Origin of the sequence: Aphanizomenon flos-aquae FACHB-1287 (genome assembly GCF_014698755.1) — a bacterium.
Lineage (GTDB): Bacteria > Cyanobacteriota > Cyanobacteriia > Cyanobacteriales > Nostocaceae > Dolichospermum > Dolichospermum flosaquae.
This window is the reverse complement of record NZ_JACJTO010000025.1, coordinates 1-23,475: the sequence shown is the minus strand read 5'-3', so window position 1 is coordinate 23,475 and position 23,475 is coordinate 1. Positions and strand designations below refer to the sequence as shown.

Annotated in this window: 21 protein-coding genes and 1 pseudogene; 10 read left to right on the top strand and 12 right to left on the bottom strand. The window is 36.1% G+C overall.

Translation table 11 applies throughout. The features are described 5' to 3' along the window. The first annotated feature begins 17 nt into the window (after positions 1–17). A complete protein-coding gene (locus H6G44_RS12875) occupies positions 18–680 on the top strand; it encodes a Na(+)/H(+) antiporter subunit B (protein ID WP_028082275.1) in 663 nt (220 codons plus the stop codon). 68 nt (positions 681–748) lie between these two features. Here the strand turns inward: H6G44_RS12875 and H6G44_RS12870 are convergent, their stop codons facing one another. After that, entirely contained in the window at positions 749–1,510 is a 762-nt protein-coding gene (locus H6G44_RS12870) for a TerC family protein (protein ID WP_190387910.1), read from the bottom strand. 585 nt (positions 1,511–2,095) lie between these two features. Between H6G44_RS12870 and H6G44_RS12865 the strand changes: the two genes are divergently transcribed. After that, positions 2,096–2,290, top strand: a complete 195-nt coding sequence (locus tag H6G44_RS12865; protein WP_190387911.1) for a DUF2811 domain-containing protein — start codon at positions 2,096–2,098, stop codon at positions 2,288–2,290. 188 nt (positions 2,291–2,478) lie between these two features. On the opposite strand, the gene H6G44_RS12860 is transcribed toward H6G44_RS12865, so the two are convergent. Continuing rightward, the gene (locus H6G44_RS12860; RefSeq protein ID WP_190387912.1) at positions 2,479–3,177 is read right to left on the bottom strand and encodes a response regulator transcription factor; all 699 of its coding nucleotides are present in this window, start codon (positions 3,175–3,177) and stop codon (positions 2,479–2,481) included. A 560-nt stretch (positions 3,178–3,737) separates the two neighbouring features. Here H6G44_RS12860 and H6G44_RS12855 point away from each other — a divergent pair. Then, positions 3,738–4,361 (top strand): CPP1-like family protein, encoded by a 624-nt coding sequence (locus H6G44_RS12855; protein ID WP_190387913.1) that lies wholly within the window; start codon positions 3,738–3,740, stop codon positions 4,359–4,361. A 45-nt stretch (positions 4,362–4,406) separates the two neighbouring features. Here the strand turns inward: H6G44_RS12855 and H6G44_RS12850 are convergent, their stop codons facing one another. Together H6G44_RS12850 and sbcC are read right to left on the bottom strand one after the other, a co-directional pair. Then, the gene (locus tag H6G44_RS12850) at positions 4,407–5,087 is read right to left on the bottom strand and encodes an HAD family hydrolase (RefSeq protein WP_190387914.1); all 681 of its coding nucleotides are present in this window, start codon (positions 5,085–5,087) and stop codon (positions 4,407–4,409) included. A 146-nt stretch (positions 5,088–5,233) separates the two neighbouring features. Beyond that, complete coding sequence (gene sbcC, locus H6G44_RS12845) at positions 5,234–8,260, bottom strand: exonuclease subunit SbcC (RefSeq protein WP_190387915.1); 3,027 nt, start codon at positions 8,258–8,260, stop codon at positions 5,234–5,236. Positions 8,261–8,489: 229 nt separating this feature from the next. On the opposite strand from sbcC, the pseudogene H6G44_RS20750 reads away from it, so the two are divergent. Further along, positions 8,490–8,836: pseudogene (locus H6G44_RS20750) on the top strand (type I restriction endonuclease subunit R); the annotation flags it as partial. 345 nt (positions 8,837–9,181) lie between these two features. Here the strand turns inward: H6G44_RS20750 and H6G44_RS12835 are convergent. Next, the gene (locus H6G44_RS12835; RefSeq protein WP_190387916.1) at positions 9,182–9,871 is read right to left on the bottom strand and encodes a hypothetical protein; all 690 of its coding nucleotides are present in this window, start codon (positions 9,869–9,871) and stop codon (positions 9,182–9,184) included. After that, positions 9,871–13,038: an HsdM family class I SAM-dependent methyltransferase gene (locus H6G44_RS12830; RefSeq protein ID WP_190387917.1), complete on the bottom strand. Its 3,168-nt coding sequence runs from the start codon at positions 13,036–13,038 to the stop codon at positions 9,871–9,873. Before H6G44_RS12830 ends, H6G44_RS12835 begins: the two co-directional genes overlap by 1 nt. Before the next feature lie 691 nt (positions 13,039–13,729). Between H6G44_RS12830 and H6G44_RS20335 the strand changes: the two genes are divergently transcribed. The 5 genes from H6G44_RS20335 (at position 13,730) to H6G44_RS12815 (ending at position 16,434) form a co-directional block, all read left to right on the top strand. After that, positions 13,730–14,104: a hypothetical protein gene (locus tag H6G44_RS20335; protein ID WP_242031788.1), complete on the top strand. Its 375-nt coding sequence runs from the start codon at positions 13,730–13,732 to the stop codon at positions 14,102–14,104. 141 nt (positions 14,105–14,245) lie between these two features. Further along, positions 14,246–15,094: a Mu transposase C-terminal domain-containing protein gene (locus tag H6G44_RS20660; protein WP_311138843.1), complete on the top strand. Its 849-nt coding sequence runs from the start codon at positions 14,246–14,248 to the stop codon at positions 15,092–15,094. Between the two features lie 3 nt (positions 15,095–15,097). Beyond that, the gene (locus H6G44_RS20530) at positions 15,098–15,604 is read left to right on the top strand and encodes a TniB family NTP-binding protein (RefSeq protein WP_276513854.1); all 507 of its coding nucleotides are present in this window, start codon (positions 15,098–15,100) and stop codon (positions 15,602–15,604) included. Beyond that, the gene (locus H6G44_RS20525; protein ID WP_276513853.1) at positions 15,589–15,891 is read left to right on the top strand and encodes a TniB family NTP-binding protein; all 303 of its coding nucleotides are present in this window, start codon (positions 15,589–15,591) and stop codon (positions 15,889–15,891) included. The genes H6G44_RS20530 and H6G44_RS20525 overlap by 16 nt, the downstream gene beginning before the upstream one ends. Positions 15,892–15,930: 39 nt before the next feature. Then, the gene (locus H6G44_RS12815) at positions 15,931–16,434 is read left to right on the top strand and encodes a TniQ family protein (protein ID WP_190387918.1); all 504 of its coding nucleotides are present in this window, start codon (positions 15,931–15,933) and stop codon (positions 16,432–16,434) included. A 161-nt stretch (positions 16,435–16,595) separates the two neighbouring features. On the opposite strand, the gene H6G44_RS12810 is transcribed toward H6G44_RS12815, so the two are convergent. From H6G44_RS12810 to H6G44_RS12790, 6 genes are all read right to left on the bottom strand, one after another. Then, positions 16,596–17,198, bottom strand: a complete 603-nt coding sequence (locus H6G44_RS12810) for a DUF3800 domain-containing protein (protein WP_242031789.1) — start codon at positions 17,196–17,198, stop codon at positions 16,596–16,598. Between the two features lie 72 nt (positions 17,199–17,270). After that, complete coding sequence (locus H6G44_RS20325; RefSeq protein WP_242031790.1) at positions 17,271–17,417, bottom strand: hypothetical protein; 147 nt, start codon at positions 17,415–17,417, stop codon at positions 17,271–17,273. Positions 17,418–17,536: 119 nt separating this feature from the next. Beyond that, positions 17,537–18,595 (bottom strand): Druantia anti-phage system protein DruA, encoded by a 1,059-nt coding sequence (locus H6G44_RS12805; protein WP_190387919.1) that lies wholly within the window; start codon positions 18,593–18,595, stop codon positions 17,537–17,539. A gap of 2 nt (positions 18,596–18,597) precedes the next feature. Further along, a complete protein-coding gene (locus tag H6G44_RS12800; RefSeq protein ID WP_190387920.1) occupies positions 18,598–20,418 on the bottom strand; it encodes a helicase HerA domain-containing protein in 1,821 nt (606 codons plus the stop codon). Between the two features lie 19 nt (positions 20,419–20,437). After that, entirely contained in the window at positions 20,438–21,592 is a 1,155-nt protein-coding gene (locus H6G44_RS12795; RefSeq protein ID WP_190387921.1) for a DNA double-strand break repair nuclease NurA, read from the bottom strand. Further along, positions 21,589–22,008, bottom strand: coding sequence for a MerR family transcriptional regulator (locus H6G44_RS12790; RefSeq protein WP_190387922.1), 420 nt, complete (start codon positions 22,006–22,008; stop codon positions 21,589–21,591). The genes H6G44_RS12795 and H6G44_RS12790 overlap by 4 nt, the downstream gene beginning before the upstream one ends. A gap of 68 nt (positions 22,009–22,076) precedes the next feature. Here H6G44_RS12790 and cas12k point away from each other — a divergent pair, with 68 nt between their 5' ends. Continuing rightward, the gene (gene cas12k, locus H6G44_RS12785; RefSeq protein WP_242031791.1) at positions 22,077–23,375 is read left to right on the top strand and encodes a type V CRISPR-associated protein Cas12k; all 1,299 of its coding nucleotides are present in this window, start codon (positions 22,077–22,079) and stop codon (positions 23,373–23,375) included. Positions 23,376–23,475: the final 100 nt, after the last annotated feature.

The following is a 23,475-nucleotide window of genomic DNA, read 5'->3' as shown; positions in this document are numbered from 1 at the left end:
TTAGGGGAGCAGCATTTATGAAATTAGTCTACATTTTAGCGGGAATAGCTTTATTTGTGAAAATGCTGATCATGCCTAATTATGAACCGAATTTATCAGATATTTCCATTGTGGAAACAGTAGTTAAAGAAAGTGGTGTTCCCAATGCGGTATCCGGGATTATTTTCAGAAATCGGTTATATGATACAATCTTTGAAGTAATTGTTTTTACTATCGCCATTCTCGGAGCTAATTTTTTACTAGCTAATGACAAACCATCTTGCAGTATTTATCAATTCAAAGATCAACCATCAATAATATTAGCTCGTCTAGGGGCGACAATTGCGGCGTTAGTGGGTATTGAATTAGCAATTAGGGGACATTTGAGCCCTGGGGGCGGTTTTGCGGCTGGTGTGGCTGGTGGTACAGCAATTGGACTTATAGCAATTACTTCATCATACCAGTGGATGCAGGATATTTATCACCGTTGGCACGCTGCTACTTGGGAAAAGGTTTCGGTATTGGTTTTCATTGTTTTAGCAGTGATAACTTTATCGGGGCTAGAATTACCCCACGGTGAGTTAGGGGCCTTATTCAGCGGTGGAATTTTACCGATATTAAACATCCTAGTTGCTGTTAAGGTAGCATTAGGTTCTTGGGCTGTGGTTTTGATTTTTATTCGTTATCGGGGTTTGTTATGAATTGAGGAAAGGTTCAGGAAAGGTAGTTGGTAATAAAACTCTTACCTGTTACCTAGTTCCCGTCCTCCTCACTTTGAGACTTTAGTTTTTTCCCTTTCTTCTGGGACTAATTCAACAACGGTACGCTTAGAAAATCCCCAAGCTAAAATCACACCAATAACAGTTACTACCAGCCATTGTGGTGGTACTAAATCATCATTGATGACTTTTAACAGCAACCGTAAACCCACAAATGCGACAGTAATATAACCTGCGTCTTCTAGATTTTCATATTCATCTAACCAGCGGATAAATAATCCGGCCATGAATCTGAGGGCGACAATACCAATGGTTGTAGCGGTGATTACTAACCATGCTTCTTGAGAAACTGCGATCGCTGTTGTGACACTATCCAAGGAAAAAGCTAAATCTGTTAGGGCAATCACGGGTATAGCTTGCCACAGAGAGTTAAACCGTGGTCCGTGATGATGATTGTCTTTGTCTTCTTGGGAACTGAAGTGTTGAAATACTAACCATAAGAGATAACCAGCGCCTAAAAGTTCAAATTGCCAAAATTTTTGTACCCAAGTCGCTGTTAACAGTAGGGTAATTCTTAGAACATAAGCAAAGACTAAACCAATATTGAGGGCTTGGGCTTCTTGTTTTTTGTTTTCTAGTCCTTGGGCGATCGCAGCAAGGGCGATCGCATTATCAGCGGATAGTACCGCTTCTAAAAATACTAAAATCAAGAGAACAATGGAGGCTTCAACGCTGAAGTGAAAGTTTAGGTAATTAAATATTTCGTCAACGCTGAAGTGAAAGTTTAGGTAATTAAATATTTCGTCTAACATTCCAATTTCACAAGAGGGGGATAGTTAAAAATTAATAGGACTACGAGTTTTTATTGTAGCAGGTATGGTTTAAATTGTAACGTACATTTAGCGGATTCTCGAATCGCCACTTAATTAGTTATTTGCTTGATATATCATAGTTTCCTAACATTTTGGTAATTCTTATTATTAACTACTGTTTTCCAAATTGATTCCACAGGATTTCCACAGGTAATTAGGTACTTTTCCACAGAAATTCTACGAGTTAATCAGCCATTGCTAACTTATTGGGGATTGTTAATTTTTCACAACTCACAGACTTAACAACCGAGTTTTTATGAAGTTACGTAACGAAAATATAGTTACAAAGCTGATTATGGCGTGAGGATTTATTTTTGACTGCTAATTGTTAACATTTCGCAGCATTGACAAATCCACCCCTTGTGAGCGCAAAATGATGAGTCTTGTGTTTGATTCCCTTGCACATCTTCATCTTGATTCCGGTTTATTTTAATTTCCCTCTCTACCTTCCCAACCGATTACGAATCAGCCCTCAGTAAAAATGAACACAAGTAACTTCCCTTGATTAATCTGCAGGAAAATTTTATGAACACAACAGTCCCCATCTTGACCGAAATTCCCACAATATTACAGGAATCCATGAACAACTACTTAGAGAGCCATCCTGATTGGGATCAAAATCGAGTATTAACAGCGGCTTTATCGCTATTTTTGCTGCAAAATGGTGAGAGCGATCGCCGAGCGGCTCGTGTTTACTTGGAAACTTTATTTCATCAGTAGTCAATAGAAATACTGTACAAATTAATAAACGAACTCTATTTGTTCAAAAAGCTTTACCCTAATCTGATCAATTTTAAATTACCTAAGTCAGTTTACAGGGTATACTGGTAAAATGGCTAAGTTGATAATCCCACGCCCTAAAGGCGTGGGAGTGGCGGAAGTTTACAAATTGTAGTCAAGGCTATTTTTTAAGAAGAAGTAGTACATTCAAACTTATAACCTACACCACGGATAGTATGAATCAATGTTGATTGAGTCGGATCAATTTCGATTTTCTTGCGAATTTGACCGATATGGACATCTACAACCCGTTGATCCCCAACATATTCATAGTCCCAAACTTCTTGGATAAGTTCAGACCGTCGCCAAACCCACGCTGGATGACTGGCTAAAAAATACAATAAGTCAAACTCCAGAGATGTTAAGGGAATAGGTTCGTTACTGAGGATTACTTCCCGGCGAGTAGAATCAATTGTTAACTTGTCAAAGACCAGACGTTGCTGTTCTACATTAGTTACAACTCGTTGCCTTCTTAAAATTGCTGCTACTCTTACCTCTAACTCTCCCAAACCGAATGGCTTAGTCAGATAGTCATCAGCACCTTTAGAAAAACCGCGAATTTTATCACCTTCGTCTGTTCTGCTAGTCAGTAAAAGTACAAATACACCACTACGACTTTGCATATCTTGACAGAGGTTAAAACCAATTAAATCGGGTAAATTAACATCTAAAATTACCAAGTCAGGGTGAAATTGCTCAAACATACTTAAACCAGTCCTCCCGTCCTCGGCAGACTCAACTTGATAATTTTGTTTGAGCAGAAAGCGTTGGATTAAATTCCGAACCGCAGGATCATCATCAACTACAAGAATCTTGGCAGCAGTCATGGCTATTATTTTAGACAAATGTACAGAGAATTAACATCAACATCCAACCCTCAGCAGGAATAATAAAAAAGAGGAAGTTTTAATTACCTGTATTTACTCCCACTTAAATGGGTGGCTGATGACTAAAAGCTAAACATAATTGCGTAATAACGCAGGTTATACTTTGGTAGTAATTCAAAATTTACAGAGGATAAAGATGATAATCCTGATTATTTCCATAAACTATAATTGTGATGACCAGATCCAAAAGTCCATTATCAAGCCCTAAAAAACTTACAGTAGTACAAGTTTCATCAATCTCAAAACCATAATTTTCGAGCAGAAAATTTATGTTGAAAACCCAGTCCGTCTAGGACGGATTATGGTACAATGAGTTTTGTGGAAGGTTAATCAACCACAATAAAAGCCCAATGTTTAAGTGGACTCATTGAACCAAAAATCATTAAACCTTTAGGTACAGTGAGTGTCAATTAGTTGTTGTCTTTATCTCTATAAAATCTAAAGTTGTTTTTCTGTAAAATAAAAAGTACCGCTGATTGAAGCTGAAGTAATAATCTCCCATGAGTGATCAAAGTCCCTACGAAAAACTTGGGGTATCAGAAGACGCAAGCTTCGATGAAATTCAGGATGTTCGGAATCGCCTGTTAGAACAACATGGTGGTGATGGTATTGTCCGAGATGTTATTGAAGCTGCTTATGATGCGATTCTAATGGAGCGTCTACGGATGCGCCAAGAAGGTAAAATCAAAGTGCCTGAGCGTATCCGGTTTCCAGAGATGCGAATTCCATCTTCTACTCAACCAGACCCAACTCCGGGTAGACAGTCTCCCGCATGGTTACAACGGAGTTTGGATCAACCCACGTTCATGGATATACTGTTGCCAGGAGCTTGGTATCTGGGTTTGAGTGCAATTAGTTTGCTTTACCCTGGTGGTAGCGGGCAGGTTTTGCAATTAACATTAGTGGCTGGGTTGGGTATTGGTATTTACTTCCTCAATCGCAAGGAACGTAGGTTTGGTAGAGCGGTTTTATTTACGCTTGTTAGTTTAATTGTTGGCTTAATTGCTGGTGGTCTAATTGCTGGCTGGATATTGCCATTACCATTGATAAATTTGACAGGGGATCAGTTTTCTACGCTGTTGACTTTTATATTGATGTGGTTAGTAAGCAGCTTTTTGCGTTAAGTAATGGGTAATTGGTTGATGGCCGATTACCCATAATTTTTATAACTACTGGTTAAGGATAAAATCTACGGCGGTTTTTAGGTCGGGAACAATTAAATCAGGCTGATATGATGTTAACTGAGTGCGATCCCGGATACCCGACTCAACTGCGATAATTTTAATATGATGTTTTTTGGCAGCAGTAATGTCGGCTTCTGTGTCTCCTACCATCCAGGTATCAGTCACAGGGGGGAGTTCAGCTAATGCTCTAGCCATTAACAAAGGTTTATCTTCCACATCACGGGTTTTTACATAGTCGTTACTGAGGCAATAACGGCGGTTTTCGGGGAAAAACTCAGCCAGATTATGGCGATTAAAAGCATAATCTAGTTCTCGTAACCGTCGCATCGTCATTACGGCTAAATCAACACCGGCGGATTGAACTTTGCTGAGTGCGTCTAATGCAGTTGGGATCAGCGCATCATACTGGAAATAAGGTAGGGTGTGAACCGTTTGTTTACGGATTTGGGAAAATTCTTGCCCTTGTTGTGGATCTAAACCCGATTTTAAGGCGATTTGTAGTTCGGGAGTGTGCGATCGCTTGAGTTGCCAAAATTCAGCCTTAGAAAGTTCTATAATTGTTTGTTCGGGATATCGGGTTTTCTCTAGACACAACTGATAAACGCGGTAGTATCGTTCCGAAACATCCATAATTGGACCGTCAAAGTCAGTAATTAATCTCAGCATGAGCAGATAATAATATTTTTTTCATTACAGCGGATTACCATAAGGGGGAGGTACAGTCTTGGCTGGCAAGATGCCCGCACCACAAGAGTTTGATCATTAATATCTGTACTTCATAATACCAGAAACTGCCATATCTGAGATTGAAATTACATTAATAATTGTAACTGTGAACCTTGCTGATTTTTACTCACTTCTATTCTGGCTTGGAAAGCTTCTTTGAGGTGGGGCATATGGGTTACAGTGAGGATACAGGCAAAATCAGAGGATATGGCATTAATTGCGGCAACTAAGCGATCGCATCCTTCCCCATCTTGAGTGCCAAATCCTTCATCTACAACTAATAATTGTAATGATGCTCCTGCTCTTTGTGCTAATAATTTGGCTAAAGCTAAACGAATAGCAAAGTTAATTCTAAAAGCTTCTCCTCCAGAATAGGTTTCATAGGATCTTGTTCCCCTAGCGTCAGCAATTAAAATATCTAATGTGTCTATTAATTTAGCATTTTTCTTGCTGGATTTGCCACTACGTCCCGCTTTTTGGGTGATAAATTGAACGTGAAATTGATTGGCGCTCAATCGAGAAAGTAATTGATTGGCTTCTGCTTCCAATTGAGGTAAAATATTTTCAATCATTAAAGCTTGAATGCCATTTTTCCCAAAAGCTTGGGCTAATTCTTGATAAACACGCTGTTGTTGTTTACAAATTTGCAACTGTTGCCCATCTTGTTCATACTGATTTTGTAAAGTTGCCAATTGCAGCGACATTTGTTTTAATTGTCCCAACTGAGAAATTTTATTATCTAGTTCTCGTCTGCGATTTGCTAATTGTTGTTCTAAAGTATTAATTTGGGCTGTTGGGTTAGCACTATCAGATAATTGTTTAACAATGTTATCAATTTGTTGAATTAATGTTTGCTTCTCTTTGAATATTGTTTGTAATGAATATTCTAGATCTTGACTTTTATTTCTGAATTGGGGATATTGCTCCTGTGCTGATAATAATTGTTGATGACGTAACTGCCAACTTTGACCTTGACGGACACTTTGACGCAGGTAATTATGTTGTTCATAATTATAGGCAATTTCTGAAATTTGCTGTTCTAAATTAGCGATTTCTTGGGCAAAATTAGAATCAGTTTGTCCCTGTTGTAGTTGTAATTGTAGTTGAGAAATATTTGTTGTTAATTCTGGTTTTTTAGCTATTAGTTGTGCTTGGCGTTTTAAGGCATCCTTAATTTGTCCTTGTTTGATTTCTGCCCAACGGAACTTATCCACCTCACTACGGGCAAGAGAGTGGTCTTTTTCACTATAATTAAGTTGTTGGAGATAGTGATCTAATTCTTGAATTTCCGCTTGTTTTTCCGGGGCATAATCACCAATTTCTAAAGAATGTTCTAAATGTTCTTTTTCAGAAATAATTTGGAGTAACTGTTGTTGGACATCAGTTGTAGCTTGTAACTGTGCGGCTAATTGTCCTCGTTTTTCCCGCAATGAATCATAACCGGATAACTTTTGGGATATTTCTCGATATTCCTGTCTGAGTACCTGAATTTCCCGATCTGAAAACGCCATTTGTTCCCGGACTACCCAAAATTGTCCTTGAGTATCTTCATATTCTGATTGAGTTTTTTCGATAACTTTACTCCAATGATGTTCATCTAAAGGACGTTCACATAAAGGACAAAGAGCATCGGGATTTTGTAACATTTGCAATTTTTGTTCTAGTTCTGCTAATAACTTTTCATAATCTCCTTGGTGAGCTTGTAACCGTTCAATAAAATGTCGTCTTTCCTGGCCTTTTTCCTGGACTCTTTGTAGATAAACGCGCTTTTTTTCTAATTCTTCAATCTGCGTTCCTATTTCTGTTAATGCTTGTTGTAATTGGGGTTGACGATGGTGTTGATTTTGTAATTGTTTTTCTGTGGCTTGGATTTGCTCTAATTTTGCTACTAAACTAGCATGAGTACGATCTAATTGAGTTTGTAATTTTACCCTTTGTTGTAATAATGGTGTTACTTGCATTTGCAATTGATCTAAATTAGCTAAATGCTGACGGGCATTATTTAATTGTGATAAAGCTGTTTCAATATCTCCAGATTTACTTAGGGTTTGAATAATTTCTTGTTCTTGTTGTTCTAAAGCTGCTAATTGAGCTTCAGCTTGTTGTAATTGACGTTCTAAATCTTGAGTTTGTTTATATAACTGTTGTTGTTTTTGTTGTTTTAAATTAGTAGCGCGGGTATGTTGTTCAAATTTACCGGACAAGATTTCTTCTTGAGATTGGAGATTTTGATATTGAGTATAACCGGCTTGAATATCAACTTCTTGATTTAAGATCTTTTCTAAGTCTGCTAATTGGGATTTTACAGCTATTTGTTCTTGTTGTAAGCGATCGCTATCTTGACTGAGATTATCATATCTTTGGCGCAAAAAATTTAATTGTTGTTCCCAATTTTGTCTTTGATGTTGAATAACTTGTAAACTTTGTAATTGACTATTTTCAAAGGTTTGTACCTGTTGTAAATCCTGTAGTTGTGCTTCTAATTCAGCGCGTTGATTTTCCGTTATTTCCCGTTGTTGAAGTTGAACCTTAATATTTTCTAAAGAACGTTCTAAGTCTTCTCCGCGTATTCTGTATATTTTAAAACTATTTTTTGCCCTTTCTTCTAGTTCATCATACTGATTTAATTTCAATAATTCTGCTAAAATTTCCTTACGTTCAGCGGGACGTTTGAGCATAAATTCATCGGCTTTTCCCTGACGCAAATAAGCAGAATTAATAAAAGTCTCATAATCTAACTTAATATGTTCGAGAATTACATCCTGAGTGGCTTTTAAACCCTTACCAGTCAAAGCACGAAAACCGGAAGTAGTTTCAATTTGAAATTCTAAAATACTAGTTCCACCCCTGACCCGGTTGCGAATTACCCGATAAGTTTGCTGACCACTTTGGAAAGTGAAATCAATGCGGACTTCTTTCGCGCCAGAATGAATGACATCATCCTCAACAGTAGCACGGCTTTCGCCCCAAATTGCCCAAGTAATAGCTTCTAAAAGGGAAGATTTTCCCGCACCATTAGAACCACAAATACACGCCGTATGCAAGCCGCTAAAATCTAAAGCTGCATCACGGTAACTGAGAAAGTTTTTAATGATAAGTTGAATTGGAATCATTCAAGCTATTGTGCCACATTGACAATTTTGATTGTTAAGAGTACAGATGCACTTTTTGTTAGTTTAGCTATCTAATAGGCATATTTCTAGTTTTAAAGACATCAATTTTACAAAAATTTACAATCTCAAAACAATTTTTTTTTAAATGTCAGGGAAAGTGATTGTTAAAATTGCAGTTACTGATACAATAAGTAATATAAGTGCTGAAGACATAACAAGAATAAATCCTATGGACTTTGACAAAAAAGCCCTCAGTGAGCGCGATATCTGTACTAAATACATAACTCCAGCTATAGTACAAACAGCAGCATGGAATTTATACACCCAAATTCGTGAAGAAGTACCTTTTACAGCCGGTCGAGTCTATGTAAGAGGTAAATTAGCACAAGAGGAGAAAGTAAACGCGCTGATTATATTCTTTATTACAAATCTAATATCCAAATTAATGTCATTGAAGCGAAAGATAATAACTACGGTGTTGGTAGTGGAATGCAGCAAGCACTTAACTATGCAGAAATATTAGATATACCTTTTGTTTATAGTTCCAATAGTGACGCATTTTTAGAACATAATAAGTAATTAGACAGAATTAATTACACGAATAAATAACACAATATATTAAGATACAAGAGTAGTTATATTAATTCTAATTAATAGGATTTCTTGGTTCATGTATTAAAACGGTATTTTATCAATAAAATTTAGATGCGTTTCCCCTGCCTTGTCGTCGGATTGAGTGGCAGTTTAAGGTAACTCAGGGGTGTCTGCTTCATCATTTAAGTTTGTTGTCTGAGTGTCCTAATTGTGGGGGTAGGTTTAGAGTTCCAGCTTTGTGGGTTGATGGTTGGTGTCATCGGTGTTTTACGTCTTTTGGGGAGATGGTAAAGAGTCAGAAGGGTATTTGAGTAAGTTTTGAATTAATTATACTGAAGGTATATTATTAGTAGCTATTTTTAATAGTAAATGGTGACAGCGAAATTCAGCAGGATATGATTTTCCCGGAGGAACTACTCGTTGGTGATCCGAGGTTTTGTGATCACGAATTGGAAAATCTGGATGATCATTTAATGTGCATGGTACTTTAGTTTCAATATTGGTAAAAGCTTTGTTAGGATCACCAGAAAAAAGATAACCCAGCATTCCTCCTTGACTAGAAAAGGGTGCATATCTACAAGTTATAAAGTTTTCATTTATCTCTTTTATATAGTCCCCTACTGCGCCATCTGTTTTCAACACTTTAGCTTCTAAAGGCCAGATAATCCTCTCATTAGAGATTAGATAAAATGCAATATCATATTGTGGTGGTTGTGCTTGTGCTGATTGACTACTTTCTATTTCGTAAACTTCATGTTGAACATCAAATGGCTCATCTCCCGTCATATTTCTGCGGATTCTGCGCTCAAGAGATTGAGTGATGCTCCTTTCTATTTGCTCGTCTGCTTCATCACAATTAATTTGTGATAGAATCTCGGCAACCAGCAAATCATATCCTTCCCAGACAAGTTTGACGAGAATTGTTATTGCATCATTGTTCCAACCTTTTGCTACTTCAACAAAGTCCGGTGTATCTTTCCAACGTAATTCTGGAATTGTTTTACCTCTTCTAACCATTAGTATGACTCCTCTATAAGCTGCGATTTTTCATCAAATGTTGTTCGCCATGTCATAATATCTGCGGCCACTTCGTCAGCATCTCTTAAAGCCATAGAGCGAGTCCAATAACGAATTTTGTCAGGTTTGATTAAATAAATAGTAGGAATTTTCACCCCATTCAATTCTACAGAATCATAAATCCTGGCAACACGCTGATAAAAGATGCCACCGTCTTCTATACTTCCTCTTTCTAGATACAACTTATTTAAATTTTCCAAGCGTTCCATTAAATCAGGGGAGTCCATAGGTTTAATATGAATACCTTCAGAATCAGGTTTATTAAGATGAATAGCTACTAAGCGGACAGGAAGAAGAGTCTTAGTTTGTTCCTGAAATATGGTGGCGCAAACTTGTTTATCTTGTCCAAATCCTGCTTTAAGAACTCGCAAGAAATACTCACAATATGCCGTAAGTTCAGGTTCAGTATTATTCTGAGATTGATTATTATCTATACGGTGAGTTCTTTTGCGTCCTGGAGAAGCACCATCTCCTTTAAAGTCTGGCAGAGTGTAATTAAATAGATCATTAATTAGCACCCATTCACTATCTTTAAATTCAAAAGCTTGTCGTATACGCTCATCTATATCATCAAATGTTTTTATATTCTGCAAATCTCCTACCGATAATTCAGGTATTGGCACACGCAGTAAATCGTCTATATTGACTTCTGGAATATAAGAGGCAAAACGACCACTTGAAAGTAGTAGATAATAGACAGCTAATTTACTGTTGTAGCTCAGACAAGCTGCTTCTAATATTAAAGAATTTTCTTCGGCAATGTGCACACTGACATAGCTACTAGAGCAAATAATTCCTTCATTAGTTCCATCTAATTCAGTTAGTTCTGCTCTAAATCGTTTATTTTCTACTAGCCAGCTTTGCTTGATTATTAATTGTGGTAAATTGAAAGCATCTATTTTTGTTGATCTTCCTCGTTCAGCGTAGGGATCTTGATTAATAGAAAAATCATTTTTACTAATACAAATAGATGTATTTTTTGGGAAATTTTTCGTTTCTAAAATTCGTCTATTTAAAAGATGATTATACCTTTGTTTATTAGTACCTCTAATTATTCCCTGACTAGTAATAGCAATATTATTATTCTCTAATTGTGTAAGATTATTAAATCTACTTAATCTCCTAATAAGATTCAGATCGCGTCTTCCTCCCCACATTAAAGCTGTCCAAATTAATGGATCTGTTATTGCCTCTTGTGGGTAAATTATATTAATATAATCTGGCTCAATTACTATATGATAGTCATCCTCATTTGTCATAACGGGCTTGGGACAAATGTATATCAAAGGCTCACCGTCAGGAGGCATTGCTGACATAGTGATGATACAAGCTGGAGAAATAGCATCTTTGAAAAGTCCAAAACGCAATGCAGACAAATTAACTATTTCGTCAATTTTGAACTCTGAAAAAAGTCTGGATCTAAATTCTTGAGCAGTGCCGACCTGATTAAAAATCAAAGCCAGTGCAGGTTGCATCATTGCTATTTGTCCACCAGATTTAGTTAAAGCAGCAGCTTTTGGCAGGAAAAGTGGACCAATATTACCATAGGTTATTGTCCAAACATCTCTAGCCCAAGATTTTGCTGCCGGAGTGACAGTATTTTTACCCCAGGGTGCATTACCAACAACTAAATCATATTTACTAGCATCTTCAACAGAACGAAAACCTTCTTTATCTTCTTGAAAAAAATCAGCAGCAATTAATTGACGTTCACGTAATCTAGGAAAGCGAAACTCATTCTCCCAATAATATTGAGGTTCAACTTTATCTAGCATGGTTAAATACAGACTAAAAGATGCGACTCTTACAGCTTGAGCATCTACATCAACACCAAATAAATTATTTTCTAGTAAATATTTTAAATCACTTGGCTGAATTGTTTTTGGATGAGCTTGTTCCCATCTATAAATTAAACGTTGGAATGCTTTAACTATAAAAATTCCTGAACCACAAGCAGGATCAAGAATCTTCATATCCCATTCTTCACTATCCCAAGGTAAAACACCATCTAGTACAAAATCAACTATATGTTCTGGTGTGTAATGAACTCCTGTGCCAGATTCTTTACTGACAAATTCTTCATATATACTGCTAATAAACTCCAAAGGTATAACGTCAAAATGGTAGTATGGCCATAGGCTTAATTGTCCAGTTTCAATGTCTTTCTGACCACTAACAAAATCAGCAAGTATATTTAGATGAGGCTGTTTAACTTTTTGTTCTTCTATTTGCCATTCAGCTTCATGTTCTTCTTCAGTAGCACCTTTACCTGGGAATAAATCACCATTGAACTTGCCGTTGAGCCAACGGAAAAATTTATAAGTATCTCTATGATTTCTTAATATGTCAGCTAAACGAGAGTATCTAGCCGATAATAATTTCTCAGTTGTATACAAGTAATCCAGTAAAGTTGTATTTAAGGCAGGATTACCGTCAGAATCTTGACGGTCAAAAAGGAATTGAATAAAAATAATTCTTACTAATAAATCATGAATTGTGTCATCATCAAGTTCTTTTTTTTGAAGTCTTTCCCTAACACTTTTCAGATTTTTCAATAATATTTGGTCAGCAGCTTGACTGCGTTGAAATCGCTGGCTATGTTCTTGAAAAAATTGACCTGATACTAAATCAGCCCAGTGTAACCGCAAAGTTTCAGCAGCTTGACCTGAAAGAGACACCTGATTAAATGACTCAATTTCCCGTTTGGAAATATCAATTATGGGATTGATAATATCTTTTTCTTTTGGAGGTTCTTCATAGCACGTCCAAATTCTTAATCGGTTAGGTTCTGTTGTAATGAGTGATGGCGTACGCGAAAAACTCCAAGCAAGTCTATAAGTTTTCTTTAATGTTTCCTCTGATACTTCTCCTGGAAAATCGCACACTAAGGCAATAGGTGTTTCTGTTGAGTCACCTTGAGGATTTGCCGACAGCACGCCTATTTGCACACCATAACCATCTGAAAGTTTGCTGATAGTTCTACCTAATTTTTCTTTAGCGATTCGTGCATAAACACTTGGACCAGCACCAGATGGCTCCAAAATTTCTTGTGGAGTTGGCCAGTGAAGTTTTTCGTATGCTAGTTCAAGTAGTCCAGACTGTGACATTCCGTTTTTTACGCTGAATTAAAGTATAGTTTCAGATTTCAACCATCACATTGTCATGATATTGATTGATATTCTTCAAGAGTACAGGAGTATTATCCATTGCTGCAATAATAATATTTAAATATAGTTCATAAAACTTTATTTAGAGCGATAGCTCCGCTCGCCGAAAGCATCGCACTTTCATTAAAAGCAAGCCATTCTCCCAATATACAGTAATCGTGCGACTTGAGTTTTAATCAGCCAATTTTGTACATTAACTAATTATTTGACAATTTAACAGAATATTGTCACAAAAAATAAAAACTATTGAAACCCTGCTTTAATAAGGATTATAGCAGGGTTTAGTTGTTATACCTTCTAATCATTTTCTGAAAACTTTTTTAACAAATTAATTGTCAAAAAAAGGAAAATTAACAATTTAAGTGTCAATTCCTAAAATCCATGTAAACTACTCTACTTCTGAAAATTTCACACATTAAATGTCACTTTTGATTTATAATGTACAAATATGTTCCAATTAAACATCAATGTATATGAGGAATGAAACACCTATAACTCCAGATAACTTAGAAACTGAAAGTGTTACCGCCAAAAAACTGACCGGGTTGATAAGGGTAAGCACCGAGTTGATGAAAACTGGCAGGAGTTTATTCTCAAGACTTATAAGGAAGGTAATAAGGGCGGTAAACGCATGACTCGCCAACAAGTAGTAATCAGAGTGAAGGTAAGAGCGGATCAACTAGGTGTCAAGCCTCCTTCTCACATGACTGTTTACCGTATTCTTGAACCTGTGATTGAAAAGCAAGAAAAAGCAAAAAGCATCCGCACTCCTGGTTGGCGCGGTTCTCGATTATCACTGAAAACCCGTGACGGACTAGATTTATCAGTAGAATACAGCAATCATATCTGGCAGTGTGACCATACTCGTGCTGATATTTTACTGGTGGATAAACACGGTGAACTTTTAGCTCGTCCTTGGCTGACAACAGTTATAGATACTTACTCCCGGTGTATCATAGGCATTAATTTAGGTTTTGACTCACCAAGTTCTCAGGTTGTGGCTTAGGCGCTACGTCATGCCATATTACCTAAAAAATATGGGGCAGAATACGGACTACATCAGGAATGGGGAACTTATGGCAAACCAGAACACTTTTTTACTGATGGGGGTAAAGATTTTCGCTCTAACCATTTGCAACAGATTGGTGTGCAGTTAGGATTTGCTTGCCATCTCCGAGATTCCTACGGAGCGCTTCGCTATCGCCCCAGTGAAGGCGGTATTGTCGAACGTCCTTTTGGTACTTTAAATACTGATTTATTTTCTACCTTACCAGAATACACAGGTTCAAATGTTCAGGAACGTCCAGAGGAAGCGGAGAAAGAAGCTTGTTTAACTTTACGAGAATTAGAACGTCTATTGGTAAGGTATCTCATAGACAAATATAACCAAAGTATTGATGCTCGTTTAGGAGATCAAACTCGTTATCAAAGATGGGAAGCTGGGTTAATTGTTGCACCTGATTTAATCTCAGAAGAAGATTTGCGTATTTGTTTAATGAAACAAACTCGACGCTCGATTTACAGGGGTGGATATCTGCAATTTGAAAATCTGACATATCGGGGTGAAAATCTGGCTGGTTATGCAGGGGAAAGCGTGGTGTTGCGATTTAACCCCAAAGACATTACAACTATCTTGGTTTATCGCCAAACAGGTTCTCAAGAAGAATTTTTAGCTCGTGCTTATGCTCAAGATTTGGAGACTGAAGAATTATCTCTGGATGAGGCTAAAGCCATGAGTCGCAGGATTCGACAAGCAGGTAAAGAGATTAGCAATCGTTCGATTTTGGCTGAGGTAAGAGACAGAGAAACTTTTGTTAAGCAAAAGAAAACGAAAAAAAAACGCCAAAAAGAAGAACAGATTGTAGTTGAAAAGGTTAAAAAACCTGTGATTGTTGAATTTGAAGAAATAGAAGTGGTATCTGTGGAAACTGCCTCAGAACCAGATATGCCAGAGGTTTTTGATTATGAACAAATGCGCGAAGATTACGGGTGGTAAATCATGACTTCACAACAAGCCGAAAGTGTTGCTCAAGAATTAGGTGATATTCTCCCTAATGATGAGAAATTACAAGCAGAAATTCACCGATTGAATCGGAAGAGTTTTATTCCCTTGGAACAGGTGAAAATGCTCCATGATTGGTTAGATGGTAAGCGACAATCACGGCAGTCTGGTAGGGTGCTAGGAGAGTCAAGAACGGGTAAAACTATGGGTTGTGATGCCTACAGACTCAGGCATAAACCTAAACAAGAACCAGGAAAACCGCCAACTGTGCCTGTTGCTTATATCCAAATACCTCAAGAATGTAGTGCTAAGGAGTTATTTGCCACAATTATTGAGCATTTGAAGTATCAAATGGCTAAGGGAACGGTGGCAGAGATTAGAGATAGAACGCTGCGGGTTCTCAAAGGGTGTGGGGTAGAAATGCTGATTATTGATGAAGCTGATCGTTTTAAAAAACTTTTGCGGAGGTGCGGGATATTTTTGACAAATTGGAAATTGCGGTGATTTTGGTGGGTACTGACCGATTAGACGCTGTAATCAAGCGAGATGAGCAGGTTTATAACCGTTTTCGCGCCTGTCATCGGTTTGGTAAGTTTTCTGGGGAAGATTTTAAGCGCACTGTGGAGATTTGGGAAAAGCAAGTTTTAAAACTGCCTGTTGCTTCTAATCTTTCTAGTAAGGCAATGTTGAAGACTTTGGGTGAGGCAACTGGGGGTTATATTGGGTTGCTGGATATGATTCTCTTTCTAGTCGGCTATTCGGGCTTTAAAGAAGGGATTATCAAAGATTGATTTGGAAACTCTCAAGGAAGTAACGGCGGAGTATAAATAATGGAAGTTGGGGAAATTAATCCTTGGTTGTTTCAGGTAGAACCATATCCGGGAGAAAGTTTGAGTCATTTTTTGGGACGCTTTCGACGGGCAAATGATTTAACCACTACTGGTTTAGGTAAGGCTGCTGGGGTTGGGGGTGCGATATCCAGATGGGAAAAGTTTCGTTTTAATCCCCCTCCTTATCGGCAACAATTGGAGGCTTTGGCTAAGGTTGTGGGGGTTGATGCTGATAGGTTAGAGCAGATGTTACCACCTGCTGGGGTGGGAATGAATCTTGAACCTATTCGGCTTTGTGCTGCTTGTTATATAGAGTCGCCTTGTCATCGGATTGAGTGGCAGTTTAAGGTGACTCAGGGGTGTCAGCATCATCATTTAAGTTTGCTGTCTGAATGTCCTAATTGTGGGGCTAGGTTTAAAGTTCCGGCGTTGTGGGTTGATGGTTGGTGTCAAAGGTGTTTTATGCCGTTTGGGGAGATGGTACAACATCAAAAGAAAATTTAGGATATCATGAGCGATCGCTTGCTATTTTATGGTACATATTAACCACAATATTGGTTTTAATTCATTACATTATTTGCAAGTTTTTAATATCAATGATATAATATAACTGTGGGTGAACGTCGGCTTCATGCCGTGTGTTTAAGTGGCTTGTCTACTTAAACCTAGCCCACAAACCATTTAAGTTTATCCAATGATAGCGGGTTAGAATCGGTGTACCACTCTCCATAGTTCTTATTTCGCCGATCATCTAAATCCATAATCATCCTGTATTTTTGAGCAAGTGGAATAAAATATTTATCTTCATGACGTTCATATAATCTTTGTAAAGCCCATAAATAGTAATCAACAACTTGTAACCCTGCATACTCTGATGGGTAAGCTGGTTTAATAATAGTTGTACTATCGGAAGATATTTTCCATTTTGTTTCAAAATTTCTTTTTGCTTGATTAATAGCTTGTTGTAGTGCTTCTTCCCGTGCAGTTTTACCACGTCTAGCAAAAACGATATGATTAATATTTGCTTTATGTAATCTATCTTTAAATAGTCGTTTGACTAGATCATCATATATATCATCTTGATTTGTCTTTTTGCTCAGAGTTTCATAAGTTTTTTGAGTAGCTACTGCTAATTCTGCTTTATATCTGATAGCTATATACATTTTAATTTCAAAAGTTTGCATTAGTTTAAATACTTCCATTCTGACATCTTGATGATCGTCTTTTGCATGAAAGGTAATTGCTGTTTTGTTGGCTGAGGGTTGCATTGAGGGAATGTCTTTAAAGCGTGGATTAGAACAAAGTTGTTTTCTGAGTTCTGCAAGTTCTAAAGTTACTTGTTATGGTTGAAAAATTTGGGCTACACCTACCATAAAAAATTTAGATGCTCCTGGTTCTCCTACTATAATTCTGCCTTTTCTGTCAAAAAATGTTAAGTCTCCTGCTTCGTCAACAAAATAATGATTAGTTTTTTCTTGTTCTGTCATGCGGTTTAGATAATTTTACTAGAGTGATTTTTAGATAATTTTAACAAAGGTTATAGAAAATAAAATAATTACTCTATTATTTTATGATTAATAAAGATAAATAAAATATTTTTATAATATTAATCTACTTTTAAAGCATTGTCTAATTTTTCTAATCTTGTTATTATCCATCTATTTTTCCAATACTCAATTAAATCATCTTTTTTAAAAGGTTTCCACTGTGGTATATCAGATTCTCCTACAAGATATTCTTGCCAATTTTCTGCTAATGGACAACTATAATAGCCCCTTTGCCAACCAATACTTACCATATCTGCTGAAAATCCTAATTCTCTGAGTCCCTCTTTTAAAACTCTCATTTTCCAATTGGGACCTTGTCCAAATTTATAGGTATTAAAAAAATCTTCAGAAACAACTTGTTTAATTAATTCCCAACTTCCATTAGCTGTTATATGTAAATGACTTTGACCTTTTGTATAACCAATAAATTTCCAATTCATCAAGCGATTATATATAGAAGATTTACCAAAAGCTCCTAAAGTATCTATGTATAAAAGATGAGCTTGTTTATTTTCTCCAGAAATGAGAGATATTTTATCTTTGTATTTATTATAAAAAACTTCTCTAACTTCTGGAAACATTAAGCATAAAGCAATTAATTTACTGCCAAGAATTAAATTGTAAGGTGGTACTGCTCCTAAAATATAGGCAGTCATACAATTATACAATCTTTGTAACTTTTGTTCTTTTGTCCAACCAATATATTGATCTCTTATTCCTAAACCGATAACAGGATCACTCAATCCAAAAATGCCAATTAACTTATGATTCTGTTCGTCAAATACTAGAAAACGTATTCTTCTACCATAACCATTTGTAACAGGAATTGACCAGAAAGTTGTAGCATACTTCCAAAGTTCTCTTTGATTCTGATTTTCAACCATTTCTAAATAAGGATTAACTTGAAGAATATCTATTTCTTCTGGTTTAGCTAAAAAATCTTTGAATTTATTTTCATATTTTAGTCCTCCTAAATTAGTATGTTGAGCTAATTGTTTTTGCATTAGTTTTAAGTCATTAGCAATTAGCTTTTCTGAATCAACATCCCATTCAACGCCATACTCTGCTAATTTTGCTAATAATTCTATTCTGATTCTATTTAATTGTTTAGGCTTCATGTTTAAAGTGTGTTTTGATTAAGTAAATTACCCTGAGATTGTTCTACTAATTTATTAGCTTCTTTGAATTGATTAAATTCTGTAAACATTTGAATGAATAAAGGCGAGCCTGTAAAAGACAAAGGAGAAATAGGACCGAGAAACATGAAAGGATATTGTTTATTACTTTGAGGATCAACAAATGATTTATATAAGCTCAAAGCCTGTTTATCGCTTACTAATTCTTCAATTTGTCTGTATTCACTTCCAGAAGTTAGACCATATCCAAAAGCATAAAGTCTTAATTGTTGAACTATTTCCTTATGTAAAGATGCTATAGTTTGAGTGATAAACATATAACCTAATCCATACTTTCTGGTTGTTCTTACACCATCAACAAAAGCTCTTGTTAAATTAGACATTTCGGTATTATCATCACTACCAAAAGAAGATTTAACAAATCTATGAGCTTCATCAAGACAAATTAAGCAATTTAATTTTTTATCTTGATTAAAAGCTTTTTCACCAGCTACTTTTAAAGTAATACTAATTTCTTTTAAAATGAGTGCCTTGATTTCATCATTCTCTGCAAAAGTTGCACCTTTTCCTTGAATATCTAAAAAAACAATCGGTTTTTGTTCATCTGTAACAGATTTTTGAACAATATACCATAATGAAGTCCTATGATTACCTTTACTATCTTTTTCAAGAAATAAATCTAATACAGGCTGCCATATTTCTTCTTTAATTCTTTTAAGTTCCAGAGAATTATTCATAATATCATCAAGAGTATTTTCTAAACGTTTTCTTGATTCTTTACTTGAATAAATTCTTTCCAAAGCAACACTATCATTTCTAAGTGATTGAATTAACTGAATAAGTAAATCATCAGGAGCTTTTTTTAACTCTGTTTTTGATTGAGATAAAATATTGGCTATAATTATTTTAACTCTTTCAGCTGCATCCTTTTGATTTTCTTTAAATTTAACACCTATATTTGCATAAAAATCCGCTTTCAATAAAATAGAAGAAAAAAGGCTTACAGCATTACTTTCTGTTCCTAGTCTAATTTGATTAGTTAGACTATAAACTTCAACCTTTCTACCTAATTTTTTTAAAGAATCATGCAATTTCAAGGGTAAATCTTTATCACTTGCAAATTGATTTTGAGGATCAATAAAAATCATTCCCATATTTTTATGTCTAGCATATCCTAACAACATATAAGCTGCTAAACCAGATTTTCCTGATCCACTTTTACCAAAAACACCTATATGATAAGCCTCTCCTGCACCTGTTTTTTCATCATCTTTAGCATCTTTTGGATCTCTATCAAAATGCTTTAACCAAAGTGGCATTTTCACATCAGTAGCATAAGCATGGCCTAAATAAATAATTTGATTTTTATACTGTGCTAAAAGGTTATCTAAAATTTCATCTCGAACAGAAAAAATTGGAGTACCTGTAGCTGGAGATGTTCCTAATATTCCTTCGCTAATTTTGCCATCTGGTGCAATACTAAAACAAGCCTGTACATTCAACTTAGCTGTTCTTACATCAGCTTTTTCACTTAAATGAGGTAGTGAACCTCTACGTTTGATGATCCCTCTAAAGGTTAAATCTTCATGCCAACGATTTTTAGTTTCTATTTCACTAATTTGTCCAATAACGACTAATTTTTCTTGTTCTTGTGGTTGAATAAGATATACTAATTGTCCTAAATTTCTCTTTTTTTCGCTTTTCTGATTAATGTCAATCAGAATTTCTGTTGTATTACTTGGCGAACCAACACTACCAATATTAAATTCATCTGATTGGTTATTGAGTAAATCAAGCAAATCCATAGTTTCTCCTAAGTATTAATTAAGTCCTGTAAGATTGGGTAAGTAGCTGAAGAAAATCAGGGTTATCACTAAATTGATATTGTACCACCGCTCGTAGTGCTTCTAAACCTCCACTAATACTTTTAGCCATCATATCAGCTAAATACTGGGGGTAAGGCTCTTTGATTTCAGTAGAAACAACTTGCTCTTTAACAGCTTTTAATACTTTAGCAAGCTCAATTTCTGATTTAGCACAGTTTTCCTTGATTTCTATTCTATAAGCAGGAGACCACTGATAAGGTTTATAGTACGTAAAGTATATTTTGTGACTTTTAGGTAAAACAATAGCTTTATTTAATTCCTCTTTAATATTATCTCTTTGTCCATAAAAATCAAATTTATCAGAAAGTGAAATATTTAGAGAACTCCAAACCTCTTGTGTCTTAGGAGTTCGACCCACAGGTAAAGGTTTTGTAAACTCGTCAGATTTTAAAATTAATGTCATTATTGTTTTATCATCAAGTTTTAAATTAAAATTTTTCAAAAAACTTAAACCAATATCTTGTGAAGAATCATATTTAACCATATAGACAACATTAGGATTTGTCATAGTTTTTTTGAGAGAATCTATAACATCAAATTTATTAATTATGTCCCATGTTGCTTGTTGAAAATGAGGCTCATCTAAACTTGACATACTGGTTAAACTATTAATTCCAATTACAGGTGTTTGATGAGAACCATCTGCAATTACTACATCATGAGGAGTTTTACTAATTACTAATAATTCTAAAGCTGTCATTGCCCCTCTAGTTACTTTAGGATTACTTTCAGAACTATGAGGAAGTACATCTTGCCAATTTTTATATTGAACTGAACTCCATCTTCGCTTATCCTCTCTTACTAAACCTTCAACCCCAACAGCAACAGCAATTAAAGTATCAGCACCGATAGATTTTTCAATAGCTTGTCCTCCATCAACCGCAGCAACAGAAGGACTTGGAGGATTTTCTAAATCACCAACTCTACAAATTAAATTATTATCATCTAATGTTTGATGTAGTGTTTTTCTTTGTTGCTGTAATTCCTCAAATAGTGGTTTTATTTTATCGGCTATTTTGGGCGCATCTTCTAAAATATCTTCCAAAAGTTCGTCAGGAAGATTAGCATAACTATCATTTTGGTTATTGCTCATATTAATTCACTTATTTTTTCATAAACAACATCTAACCATACAGGAATCACAGCTTTACCTTCATCCAGGGATGCGATCGCTCTTTCCCTATCAAACTCTACCAAAGAAAGCGAATCATCCTGTGATAACAACAACATAAACCGCCTCCCCTGACCAGAAATAAACAACTCCGGTTCTTGTTCCTTCAGTTGTTTCAGGGTTTCACAGGCAATATCAAAACTTATCCCCGTAGACAGCCAATATACCAAAGCAGCCAGTTCTACCAGATTAGACCTGGAGTAATAAATACTGCGTCCCGTACCCGTATCACCAATCACAGGCACAACAATCCCCTTCTCTCGCCAATACTGAATCTGGCGGAGAGTACAACCTGTAATTTGAGCCGCTTCCTTACTTGTGAAAAATTTTTCTTGCATAAAAAACATTTTACAGAAAGCTGCTACAATACAAATATGTTAGTATTAGACAAATATGTTTATTAAGTATGAGCCAAATCACTATTCAGTGTCGTTTAGTAGTCAGTGAAACTACCCGTCAACAGCTATGGCAATTGATGGTAGAGAAAAACACGCCACTGATTAACGAACTACTGAGTCAAATTGGTAAACACCCAGAATTTGAAACATGGCGACAAAAAGGTAAACACCCCACAGGTATAGTCAAAGAACTGTGTGAACCCTTGAAAAATGATCCGCGCTTCATGGGGCAACCTGCAAGGTTTTACACCAGTGCCACAGCATCAGTAAACTATATTTATAAATCCTGGTTTGCCCTAATGAAGCGGTTTCAGTCCCAACTAGACGGCAAACTGCGCTGGTTAGAAATGCTCAATAGTGATACTGAATTAGTAGAAGCCAGTGGAGTCTCCTTGGATATACTTCAGACTAAATCTGCCGAAATTTTGGCTCAATTTGCTCCCCAAAATCCTGCTGAAACTCAACCAGCGAAAAGTAAAAAGACTAAAAAAGGGAAAAAATCTCCAACTTCAGATAGCGAACGTAATTTATCAAAAAACCTATTCGACACTTACAGTAATACAGAAGATAATTTAACTCGTTGTGCCATTAGTTATTTACTCAAAAATGGCTGTAAAATTAGCAATAAAGCAGAAAACACCGATAAATTTGCTCAACGTCGCCGCAAAGTAGAAATCCAAATTCAACGCCTTACAGAAAAATTAGCGGCTCGAATTCCCAAAGGACGAGATTTAACCGACACCATAAGATTAGAAACTCTTTTTAATGCCACTCAGACCGTCCCTGAAAATGAAACAGAGGCGAAATTCTGGCAAAACATTCTGTTAAGAAAATCCAGTCAAGTGCCGTTTCCAGTCGCTTATGAAACCAACGAAGATTTAGTTTGGTCTAAAAATCAATTCGGGCGGATATGTGTAAAATTTAATGGTTTAAGTGAGCATACCTTTCAAATTTATTGTGATTCTCGCCAACTTCACTGGTTTCAACGTTTCCTAGAAGATCAACAAATTAAGAAAAATAGTAAAAATCAACATTCTAGTGCCTTATTTACCCTGCGTAGTGGTCGTATCTCTTGGCAGGAAGAAGAAGGCAAAGGAGAACCCTGGAATATTCACCATTTAAAGCTTTATTGTTGTGTAGATACTCGTCTGTGGACAGAGGAAGGAACAAACTTAGTCAAAGAAGAAAAAGCCGAAGAAATTGCCAAAACCATCACCCAGACAAAAGCCAAAGGTGATCTAAATGATAAACAACAGGCACATCTCAAACGCAAAAATTCCTCTCTAGCCAGAATTACAGCAGTTTGAGATCAAAAGCGGTACAAAGATGGTAAACTTTAAAGATGGAAAAAAAAGAAAATAATTGAGATATATATGGCAGCAGCATATTCGACTGATATAAGACAAA

What these genes read in the sequence shown, in the direction of transcription:
- H6G44_RS20325 (WP_242031790.1), bottom strand. Translation starts at nt 17,417, where the DNA reads ATGACAGAACAAGAAAAAACTAATCATTATTTTGTTGACGAAGCAGGA.
- H6G44_RS12860 (WP_190387912.1), bottom strand. Translation starts at nt 3,177, where the DNA reads ATGACTGCTGCCAAGATTCTTGTAGTTGATGATGATCCTGCGGTTCGG.
- H6G44_RS20530 (WP_276513854.1), top strand. Translation starts at nt 15,098, where the DNA reads ATGACTTCACAACAAGCCGAAAGTGTTGCTCAAGAATTAGGTGATATT.
- H6G44_RS12815 (WP_190387918.1), top strand. Translation starts at nt 15,931, where the DNA reads ATGGAAGTTGGGGAAATTAATCCTTGGTTGTTTCAGGTAGAACCATAT.
- cas12k (WP_242031791.1), top strand. Translation starts at nt 22,077, where the DNA reads ATGAGCCAAATCACTATTCAGTGTCGTTTAGTAGTCAGTGAAACTACC.
- H6G44_RS12850 (WP_190387914.1), bottom strand. Translation starts at nt 5,087, where the DNA reads ATGCTGAGATTAATTACTGACTTTGACGGTCCAATTATGGATGTTTCG.
- H6G44_RS20335 (WP_242031788.1), top strand. Translation starts at nt 13,730, where the DNA reads ATGACTCGCCAACAAGTAGTAATCAGAGTGAAGGTAAGAGCGGATCAA.
- H6G44_RS12870 (WP_190387910.1), bottom strand. Translation starts at nt 1,510, where the DNA reads ATGTTAGACGAAATATTTAATTACCTAAACTTTCACTTCAGCGTTGAC.
- H6G44_RS12875 (WP_028082275.1), top strand. Translation starts at nt 18, where the DNA reads ATGAAATTAGTCTACATTTTAGCGGGAATAGCTTTATTTGTGAAAATG.
- H6G44_RS12810 (WP_242031789.1), bottom strand. Translation starts at nt 17,198, where the DNA reads ATGCAACCCTCAGCCAACAAAACAGCAATTACCTTTCATGCAAAAGAC.
- sbcC (WP_190387915.1), bottom strand. Translation starts at nt 8,260, where the DNA reads ATGATTCCAATTCAACTTATCATTAAAAACTTTCTCAGTTACCGTGAT.
- H6G44_RS12865 (WP_190387911.1), top strand. Translation starts at nt 2,096, where the DNA reads ATGAACACAACAGTCCCCATCTTGACCGAAATTCCCACAATATTACAG.
- H6G44_RS12805 (WP_190387919.1), bottom strand. Translation starts at nt 18,595, where the DNA reads ATGAAGCCTAAACAATTAAATAGAATCAGAATAGAATTATTAGCAAAA.
- H6G44_RS12835 (WP_190387916.1), bottom strand. Translation starts at nt 9,871, where the DNA reads ATGGTTAGAAGAGGTAAAACAATTCCAGAATTACGTTGGAAAGATACA.
- H6G44_RS12800 (WP_190387920.1), bottom strand. Translation starts at nt 20,418, where the DNA reads ATGGATTTGCTTGATTTACTCAATAACCAATCAGATGAATTTAATATT.
- H6G44_RS12795 (WP_190387921.1), bottom strand. Translation starts at nt 21,592, where the DNA reads ATGAGCAATAACCAAAATGATAGTTATGCTAATCTTCCTGACGAACTT.
- H6G44_RS12855 (WP_190387913.1), top strand. Translation starts at nt 3,738, where the DNA reads ATGAGTGATCAAAGTCCCTACGAAAAACTTGGGGTATCAGAAGACGCA.
- H6G44_RS12830 (WP_190387917.1), bottom strand. Translation starts at nt 13,038, where the DNA reads ATGTCACAGTCTGGACTACTTGAACTAGCATACGAAAAACTTCACTGG.
- H6G44_RS12790 (WP_190387922.1), bottom strand. Translation starts at nt 22,008, where the DNA reads ATGCAAGAAAAATTTTTCACAAGTAAGGAAGCGGCTCAAATTACAGGT.